1 rRNA gene is annotated in these 798 nt (G+C 56.6%); it reads left to right on the forward strand.

Going from position 1 to position 798, the window contains the following annotated elements:
* Nucleotides 1–798: ribosomal RNA gene (locus ABD231_RS42035) — 23S ribosomal RNA — on the forward strand; the annotation flags it as partial.

Genomic DNA, 798 nt, shown 5'->3' on the forward strand with positions numbered 1-798 from the left:
GGCGAGGTTAACCCGTGTGGGGTAGCCGTAGCGAAAGCGAGTCTGAATAGGGCGAAATAGTCGCATGCTCTAGACCCGAAGCGGAGTGATCTATCCATGGGCAGGTTGAAGCGCGGGTAAGACCGCGTGGAGGACCGAACCCACCAGGGTTGAAAACCTGGGGGATGACCTGTGGATAGGGGTGAAAGGCCAATCAAACTCCGTGATAGCTGGTTCTCCCCGAAATGCATATAGGTGCAGCGTCGCGTGTTTCTTACCGGAGGTAGAGCACTGGATGGTCTAGGGGGCTTACCGGCTTACCGAAATCAGCCAAACTCCGAATGCCGGTAAGTGAGAGCGCGGCAGTGAGACTGCGGGGGATAAGCTCCGTAGTCGAGAGGGAAACAGCCCAGATCACCAGCTAAGGCCCCTAAGCGATTGCTAAGTGGAAAAGGATGTGGAGTTGCCCAGACAACCAGGAGGTTGGCTTAGAAGCAGCCACCCTTGAAAGAGTGCGTAATAGCTCACTGGTCAAGTGATTCCGCGCCGACAATGTAGCGGGGCTCAAGCAATCCGCCGAAGCTGTGGCATTCACACAAGTACCCGGTGTCGTAAGACATCCAGGTGTGTGGATGGGTAGGGGAGCGTCGTGCAGCGTGTGAAGCAGCCTAGTGATGGAGTTGTGGATGCTGCACGAGTGAGAATGCAGGCATGAGTAGCGAATGACGGGTGAGAAACCCGTCCGCCGGATGATCAAGGGTTCCAGGGTCAAGCTAATCTGCCCTGGGTAAGTCGGGACCTAAGGCGAGGCCGACAGGC

Origin of the sequence: Kribbella yunnanensis, from assembly GCF_039529655.1 — a bacterium.
Lineage (GTDB): Bacteria > Actinomycetota > Actinomycetes > Propionibacteriales > Kribbellaceae > Kribbella > Kribbella yunnanensis.